Raw genomic sequence first — 1,440 nt, 5'->3', positions numbered from 1 at the left:
CGCCGCTGTGGCCGCCTGAATGCCGATCGACGGACTCGAACCGTCGTCAAACCGTAATCGGTGGCCTCTCTGAGACCGTAATGTACGTGTAGTCCAGTTTGCGTCCGGACCCGTTCGCGGGTACTGTGATCCGAATGCGAATTATGAATGTGTGGCTCGATCAGTTAGTGCTCGCGGGCTCAACGCCTCGTTGCCTTGGCGCGTACACCCCGAGTCTATCGACCTCGTCTTCTACGAGTGATCTCGGTGGTATCTCTTTTCCAGGTGGGTTTCGAGCTTAGATGCGTTCAGCTCTTACCCCGTGGTGCGTCGCTGCCCGGCACGTGCTCTCTCGAACAGCCGGTACACGAGTGGCACCCATTCGTAGTTCCTCTCGTACTATACGAACGTTCCCGTCAGATACCGTAACACCCCCAATAGATAGCAGCCGACCTGTCTCACGACGGTCTAAACCCAGCTCACGACCTCCTTTAATAGGCGAACAACCTCACCCTTGCCCGCTTCTGCACGGGCAGGATGGAGGGAACCGACATCGAGGTAGCAAGCCACCCGGTCGATATGTGCTCTTGCGGGTGACGACTCTGTTATCCCTAAGGTAGCTTTTTTGTCAGCAATCTCCCGCATCAAGCAGGATGATTGGTTCGCTAGACCACGCTTTCGCGTCAGCGTCCGTCGTTGTGCCGGACACTGTCAGGCTTCCGTTTGCTCTTGCGCTCTTTCCCGAGTCTCCGACTCGGGTGAGGAAACCTTGGGGCGCGCTCGATATCTTTTCAAGCGCGTACCGCCCCAGTCAAACTGCCCGGCTACCAGTGTCCTCCGCCAGGAGTGAGAGTCGCAGTCACCATCGGGTAGTATTTCAATGATGCCTCGGTGGGCCGCTAGCGCGGCTACCTGTGTAATGGCTCCTACCTATGCTGCACAATGGCGACCACGTCTCAGTGACAGCCTGCAGTAAAGCTCTATAGGGTCTTCGCTTCCCCTTGGGGGTCTCCAGACTCCGCACTGGAACGTACAGTTCACCGGGCCCAACGTTGGGACAGTGACGCTCTCGTTGATCCATTCATGCAAGCCGCTACTGAAGCGGCAAGGTACTACGCTACCTTAAGAGGGTCATAGTTACCCCCGCCGTTAACGGGTCCTTCGTCCCCTTGTAAGGGGTGTTCAGATACCCGCACTGGGCAGGATTCAGTGACCGTACGAGTCCTTGCGGATTTGCGGTCACCTATGTTGTTACTAGACAGTCGGAGCGTCCGAGTCACTGCGACCTGCCCCTTTGCGGGGCAGGCATCCCTTCTTCCGAAGGTACGGGACTAACTTGCCGAATTCCCTAACGTCGGTTACTCCCGACAGACCTTGGCTTTCGCCGCCATGAGTACCTGTGTCGGATCTCGGTACGGACAGTGTGCTCGCCTTTTCACGGGCTCTGGGTTGACCTCTCTT

At 57.2% G+C, this 1,440-nt stretch carries 1 rRNA gene; it reads right to left on the bottom strand.

Going from position 1 to position 1,440, the window contains the following annotated elements:
- Nucleotides 1-144 precede the first annotated feature (144 nt).
- Nucleotides 145-1,440: ribosomal RNA gene (locus QA609_RS24610) — 23S ribosomal RNA — on the bottom strand; the annotation flags it as partial.

The organism is Natronococcus sp. A-GB7, from assembly GCF_029688865.1.
Lineage (GTDB): Archaea > Halobacteriota > Halobacteria > Halobacteriales > Natrialbaceae > Natronococcus.
The sequence above is the reverse complement of the archived record's forward strand: the minus strand, read 5'-3'. Positions and strand labels throughout refer to the sequence as shown.